The following is a 6,695-nucleotide window of genomic DNA, read 5'->3' on the forward strand; positions in this document are numbered from 1 at the left end:
ATGGAACCACGGCTCTGTCTGGATGATTTACTGGCACAAAGCCGTACCGTCGGTTTCGACGCGGCGGGCGTTGCTCCCGTGGAAAAACTGACTAAAAACAGAAAAGTACTGGAGCAGTGGCTCGCGGAAGGATGCCATGCCGGCATGATGTATATGGCGCGCAATATCGAGAAGAGGGAGGACGTCACTCTGCTGGTCGAAAACGCCCGCTCCGTCATAGTCACCCTTACCAACTACTACACGCCGGCCGCCCAGCCGCCCACCGCGCCCCTTATCGCCCGCTATGCTTACGGGAAAGATTACCATATCGTCGTGAAGGACCGTTTGCGTCAGCTCATGCAGGCGCTCGGCGACATTCCCGGCCGTTGTTTCACCGACTCAGCCCCCCTCTTCGAGCACGAATGGGCGCGGCGGGCAGGACTTGGCTGGATAGGGAAAAATACCCTCCTTATTCACCCCGTGTACGGTTCCTTCTGTTTCATCGGAATCATTGTCACCCCGCTTGCGTTTGACCGTTACAGCCGGCCTGTCGAAGCCTCCCATTGCGGCACTTGCACGCGCTGCCTCGATACCTGTCCTACGGGAGCTCTCGCGCCCCGTTGCCTCGACGCCCGCCGCTGCATCTCTTACCATACCATCGAAAGCAAAGACCCTTTGCCGGAAGACATAAAAAAAGCGGCGGGCAACCGTTTGTTTGGGTGCGACCGCTGCCAGGAAGTATGCCCGTGGAACAGCCGGGCAGAAAAAAACCGTGTCCCGGAATTTGCTCCCGATCCCGCGGTACTTCGTCTTTGCCGTGAAGATTGGTTGGCGATGGACGAACTCACATTTAAGCAATTGTTTTGCGACACCCCTTGTGAGCGTGCGGGACTCGAAAAGCTCCGGAACACGGTAAAAGAACAGTGTGATTAATCCAGTTCAATCAATTCATATTGCTGGCTGCCCAGACCCAATTGCTCGGCATACTCCAGGTTATGCATTCCGTTACGTGAATCAATTCGCTCAATCAAATGAATCTTACCATGGTCTTTGGACGCCCGCACCAAATCCACGCAAGCGCGGTCCAGTGCCACCGGGTCCAGCGAAGCCAGAATACCGATATCGCCCATCTGCGGGTCTTCCGGTGTAGCCACACAATCGCAGTCTACGGACAAATTATTGGCGACATTGATATAAAGAATCTTATCCCCGGCATGGTCGATAATCGCCTTTGACGCCTCCGCCATGGCTTCCTGGAAAATATCCTGATGCGGAATATCGTTCCATACCTCCTCAACATTCTTCGTCTTGCCTGCCGAGTGAATCCACGCTTTCCCCTCTGCCGAGGCGATACCGATGGAAATATTCTTCAGCGCGCCGCCGAATCCGCCCATCGGGTGTCCCTTGAAGTGAGAGAGTACCACCGTAAAATCATACGTCAGGTAATTCTTGCCTACGAAATCTTCCTGCAAGTGCTTGCCGCCCTTCACGGGAAGAGCCGCTTCCCCTTCCGCGTCCATAATATCCACCGGAGCAATCGCTGTAAATCCGTGCTCTTCGGCAGCCTTCAGATGGTCCTGCGTCTTCGCGCGTCCGCCTCCGTAAGCCGTATTGCACTCCACGATTGTACCGTTGATTTTCTGAACTAAATCCTTGATAAGATTTGGGTCGAGGTGATTCGGATTGCCCGGCTCTCCGGTAGAGAGCTTCACGGCCACTTTGCCTTCCGCCTTGCGTCCCAGTGCCTCGTAAATCTTCACCAGATTTTCCGATGAAATACCTTTGAAATAATACACTTTGGGTAGCTCTGACTTCGCTCCTGCGTCCGTCTTCTTTTGCGCATTACCGCAACCTGTACCCGTCAATAAAACTGCACATGCTGATGCCATCATAAGAAAGTTTTTCATAGTAAATAATTGTTAAAACCGTATATTAAAACCGGCCATGACCGTTGCCCTCGGCATCGGATAACCGGCATTGATTTCATACCGTTGGGCGAGTAGATTCTCCCCGCGAGCCCAGATTTCCGCCCATCGGGGGGCACGGAATGAAGCCCGTATGTTCCACAAGGTAAAATATTCCGTTGCAACGGGAGCGACCGACGTATACAATCCTGCGATATACTGTACGCCCGTGGAGACATTCCAACGTCCTTGCGCAAATCCCGTGCCCGCGTACAACTTGTGTTCCGGAGCCGCCACTACGGGATTCTCCATGTGCAGGTAGCTGTAATTGGCATCCACCGACCACGTCGGCGTAATCCGGTAAGCCGCCTGCACCTCTACGCCCGTATTCTCAATCTTTCCCGAATTCAGATTCAGGCGCCCGCTTCCGTTCGGATTCGGCAATGTCATAATCAGATTCTTGCCGTTGATGTAAAAAAGATTCACCCCGTACGACAAGCGTCCCTCCCGCTGCGAAAAGGCTATTTCGTAATTCCACATAGACTCCGGCTTCAAATCGGGATTCTGCGGAGGGAACATATACATTTCCCGCAGTATCGGATACCGGAAGCCTTTGGCCGCCGACAGTTTCAGTTCCATCGCCTGCGGCAGGTGAAATGACAGCCCCGCTTGCGGAATCCATTCCGTACCCACCCGAGAGTGCCGGTCGATGCGTATCCCCGCGTTCAGCGTTATCCCCGTGCCAAGATGCTGGCGAAAATCCACATACCCCGCCATTTCGTTCTCGTGCTTGTCCACCAATTCCCGTCTCGTCCCCGCATTTGTGCCGGCAATGTATTTGTTCCATGCCTTGCCGCCGTAGCGGAACCAATCTGCGCCTGCCGTCACGCGGTTGCCCTTGAAAAGCTGTGCGCTTTGGAACAGCGATACGCCCATCATGTCGTCATGTGAATGAAACCGCCCCTCCTGCGGGCTTTCGCCCGCGCCGGGTGTATATCCGTCGTTAATCCGGTGTTTGCCCCAGTTATAGAAAAAACTCAATCCTCCCGATGTCCTTTCGTAATCATTTTCAACAGCCAATGACGCAGCTCCCCGCGTGATGCGCTGGTCGCCCTCCAAAAGCGGCGCCGAAACCGGACCGGGGTACGAAGCGTTAAAGTGCGTTATATTCACATCGGCCCGCGCCTGCCAGTTCGGGGTCATTTGATAGCCCGCTTTGGCGTAACCTCCGTACTGCTCGAAACCCATATCTGTACGGTGTCCGTCCGTGCGGTTGTAAGAGCCGCTTACGGTACTGGAGAACTTGCCGCGGCGGACGCTGTTCGTCAATTCCGTTTCAAGCGTATTGTAAGAGCCGTAGCCTGTATGCAATACCGTGCGTATCGCCTCCTCCTCCATTTTGCGGGTAACGATGTTCACCACGCCGCCCATCGCATTGGAGCCGTAGAGCATCGAAGCCGGGCCCCGCAGTACTTCGACCCGTTCCGCTAGGAGCGTCTGGTAGGCATCGGAAATCGGGTGTCTGAAAATCCCTGCGTATTGCGGGTGTCCGTCGATAAGCACCATCATCCGGGCATTGCCGCCGCTCAGCCCGCGCAGCGAGATACCGCCCGCCGCCCCGTCCGAGACACCGAAACCCATGACACCCCGCGCCGTCGTAAACAGCCCCGGTACCTGCTCCGTCAATATGGGCAAAAGCGAAGGTTGCATCCCCTGCTCAATCTTCCGGCGGTCAATTACGCTCACCGTCTGCGACAAATGGCGCACATCCGTTTTGTTCCGTGTGCCGGTCACCACCACTTCCTCTATCATATAATGATTGTCCACGGCGCTGCTGTCCTGCCGAACCTCCTGCGCTTTCTCCGCAAGCGGCAACAGGCACAACCCCATAAAACAAGAGATGAATGTTACGTTTTTCATACCATTATACTACGATTGGCGTGCAAAGGTAGGAATAACGTGCAAAATGGCAAAAGCAATGTTGAATGATAATCTTATAGAAAACTTGCCGGCAAATTACCGGCAAGTTAAATTACTATTATAAATATTTGAAAATCAATAATGATTTTTGCTGAACTAAGGCGTTTAGCAAGTTACCAGCAAGTTAAATTATGCCCAAATGGGAATATACTTCATATAACGGGGAGCTGTATTAGGGTCAATAGGCCTGATTAATTTATTATTCAGTACTTCTTTGATTAATCGGGAAATACTGCCGGAAGATGATACTGCAACCCCAAATCGTTCTCTTAGTGAACTATTTGTTAAAGTATCTCCCTCAATAAATTTAATGCAAGCATGAAGATAAGTCGCCCATATTTTGTCTTCCATTGGAATATTAGTAAAATCTAAATGGGAGAATAATGATACTTTCGTTGATTCCTCATATATCTGAATGCGTGGAGCAGGTAGTTTTTGTAATTCGCAACTGATAACCATTCGATCCCATCCGCGTCCTAATTCTTCACACATACTTAGGCGCCGCATTAATGATGCTAATTTTTCGTTACGCGATTTGGGAGGATTATCTACAATTCGCATGATATCAACCAATGGTGTTCCCGGATTTGTAACCTCTACACGATTTTGGAATATCTCAATAAGTGGTCCAGTGCCAGTAAGGAAAAAATCTTGATGAATAAGTGAGTTTGCAATAGTCTCTCTGATGGCAGGAATTGGGAATGGACTTGTAGACGTTCTTCGTACGGAATCAATATCTTCTTTTGTAGGAAGCAGGGTATTTACGAATTTTATGGCATTCTCAAAACTGATGGCATAGCCTTCCGTTGTTGTTTCTTCTTTCAAGATAGTAAGCCTGTTGTTTCCTTCGTACTGTACAATCCTTATAGCTTTTCGTCCTATGCGTGGAAAATCTGAAAGTTTCTTTGCAAAGAGAATTGCACCTAAATTTGTGATAGCATATAATCCGTTATCTTGGCAAATAATAATCCCTTCTTCTAAAAGATAGTAAGCATATTTTTCAAGACTTGTTGGAAAGGGCATATTGAGAATATTGAAATAAGTTTCGCAATTTAAATAATGAGGTATGTCATTCAGTTGGATATCAGATATGGCATAAGTATCCTCAAATTGTTCATTTCGCAATTTGTCCCATAACTGGGTTTGTAGTGCCGGAAATTCAATGATTTTCTTTGTATAGCTTCCAACGCGGATATAATCTACTTTTTCAAATGTAACCGGTACATTGACGGCTTTTGAGATAATTATTATTTCCACATGCTTTCCGTCAATATCAATAGAATGAATTTCAAAATCTGCATTCTTGGAAAGCATATAGCGTAACCAGTTTTCAAGCTCTTGATTGCCTCTTTTTTCCTGCTTGAGGCGGACATTCGTATCAATTAGTTCATGATTTTTATCATCTACTCCCCATATCATATAGGCATGGCTTCTGTCTGCGATAACGGCACTATTAGCTAATGCACTAATGTTCTCGCCAATCATTCGGGGGTCACAATTATTATGTTTAAACTCTACCCAACCGGTTTCTTGCGGTAATTTGCATAATTCTAATACCAGTTTGTCTAAATTTTCCATAATGCCTATAAATTTGAGGAGAATGAAATGGTGCTTTCTAAGGAGCAAATATAAAAAAAAGCAGGAATTTCTTCCTGCTTTTTTATATCTCCTCCTCTTCCTCTTTTTCCTTAGTGTGGAGGCTGTGGTGTTAAATCCTAAATATTTTTTATGTGCCGCAAACAGCAGCTTAAATTTTTAACAAATTTTCCGCTCTTTGCACTTCTCTTGAGATTAAGGAACTACTGGGCTGATTCTGACCAAACCGTTGCCTAATCTCGTACCATTAGACATAGAGGAATTCGTAAAAATACTGGTATTAACATATCCGGAACCACCAGCACCACCAGAGCTCCTAGCACTACCTCCTCCATAGTAGCCACCTCCACCTCCACCACCTCCACTGTTATTGTTTCCTCCATATATTCCATCAGCTCCCACTCCGAGAGCATTACCGGTATTTTGTTTACCTGGAGATGTAGCTGTTGAAGAAGTTTTAGACTGTCCGTATCCACCGTTAGTACCACCACCAGAGCCTCCAATTCCATAACCTCCTGTGCTACCTCCACCACCACCGGCAACCATAATTCGATTGGATAGAGCCTGCCCTCCCATTCGTATATCCGTAGCTCCACCACCACCTCCTCCGGCGTCATCTCCTTCATCGTTTCCTCCTTTTCCTCCTCCGTTCCAACCTCCGGCTCCTCCTGTCTTATTTTTCGAGGAGTCATTTCCTTTTCCTCCAACGTAGGTATAGAAAGTCGTCGTAGAAGTGAGTACTAATTCACCTTTACTATATCCACCATTGCCACTATTATTATTAAGGGTTCCGTTACTTCTACCTCGTCCTCCTTCTGCACCGTAACATTCCATCTTATATTTACCTAGAGCGAGGGTAATTGAACTTGAGGTGACTGAAGTGAACTCTCTTTGTATTTCCAGTCTCTTTGTCCATTCTTTTCCCGGACATTTGTCGGATGATACCGTTACGTTTGTCCAGAAAACAGAATTGGAAGTCAAGCCTGTTACCAGTCCCTTGTCAGAAATAGATATCCCTGTGGGGGGAGTATCTAATGTCCAGTGGGTTTGCTGCATGGTTCCCCACCTGGAATCAACAGTGAAAGAAGGATAGGCATTGGTAAGAGTTTCCACGGAACTACTGAACGGCGATGGAGCCAATACTATGGTCACATAGGAGGTTTCTGCCACACCCACGGCACAGATGGCTCTCCGTTTGAAATAAAAATAGTGGAAAGTCGTGTAGCTTAGTGTAAG

The 6,695-nt window shown here is 48.4% G+C and carries 5 protein-coding genes; 1 reads left to right on the plus strand and 4 read right to left on the minus strand.

Annotated elements, in window-relative coordinates:
• Positions 1 to 912 (plus strand): tRNA epoxyqueuosine(34) reductase QueG, encoded by a 912-nt coding sequence (queG, locus tag NFR61_RS02370; RefSeq protein WP_251620168.1) that lies wholly within the window; start codon positions 1 to 3, stop codon positions 910 to 912.
• On the opposite strand, the gene NFR61_RS02375 is transcribed toward queG, so the two are convergent.
• From NFR61_RS02375 to NFR61_RS02390, 4 genes are all read right to left on the minus strand, one after another.
• Entirely contained in the window at positions 909 to 1,886 is a 978-nt protein-coding gene (locus NFR61_RS02375) for a DUF362 domain-containing protein (RefSeq protein WP_251620170.1), read from the minus strand. The genes queG and NFR61_RS02375 overlap by 4 nt on opposite strands.
• 12 nt (positions 1,887 to 1,898) lie before the next feature.
• Entirely contained in the window at positions 1,899 to 3,803 is a 1,905-nt protein-coding gene (locus NFR61_RS02380) for a TonB-dependent receptor (protein ID WP_420910091.1), read from the minus strand.
• Between the two features lie 189 nt (positions 3,804 to 3,992).
• Positions 3,993 to 5,441 (minus strand): ATP-binding protein, encoded by a 1,449-nt coding sequence (locus NFR61_RS02385; RefSeq protein WP_251620172.1) that lies wholly within the window; start codon positions 5,439 to 5,441, stop codon positions 3,993 to 3,995.
• A gap of 213 nt (positions 5,442 to 5,654) precedes the next feature.
• Positions 5,655 to 6,695: glycine rich domain-containing protein (locus NFR61_RS02390; RefSeq protein ID WP_251620174.1), on the minus strand; the 1,041-nt coding region annotated here is incomplete at its 5' end.

It is taken from the genome of Odoribacter lunatus (assembly GCF_943193135.1).
GTDB lineage: Bacteria > Bacteroidota > Bacteroidia > Bacteroidales > Marinifilaceae > Culturomica > Culturomica lunata.

What these genes read in the sequence shown, in the direction of transcription:
- queG (WP_251620168.1), top strand. Translation starts at nt 1, where the DNA reads ATGGAACCACGGCTCTGTCTGGATGATTTACTGGCACAAAGCCGTACC.
- NFR61_RS02375 (WP_251620170.1), bottom strand. Translation starts at nt 1,886, where the DNA reads ATGAAAAACTTTCTTATGATGGCATCAGCATGTGCAGTTTTATTGACG.
- NFR61_RS02380 (WP_420910091.1), bottom strand. Translation starts at nt 3,803, where the DNA reads ATGAAAAACGTAACATTCATCTCTTGTTTTATGGGGTTGTGCCTGTTG.
- NFR61_RS02385 (WP_251620172.1), bottom strand. Translation starts at nt 5,441, where the DNA reads ATGGAAAATTTAGACAAACTGGTATTAGAATTATGCAAATTACCGCAA.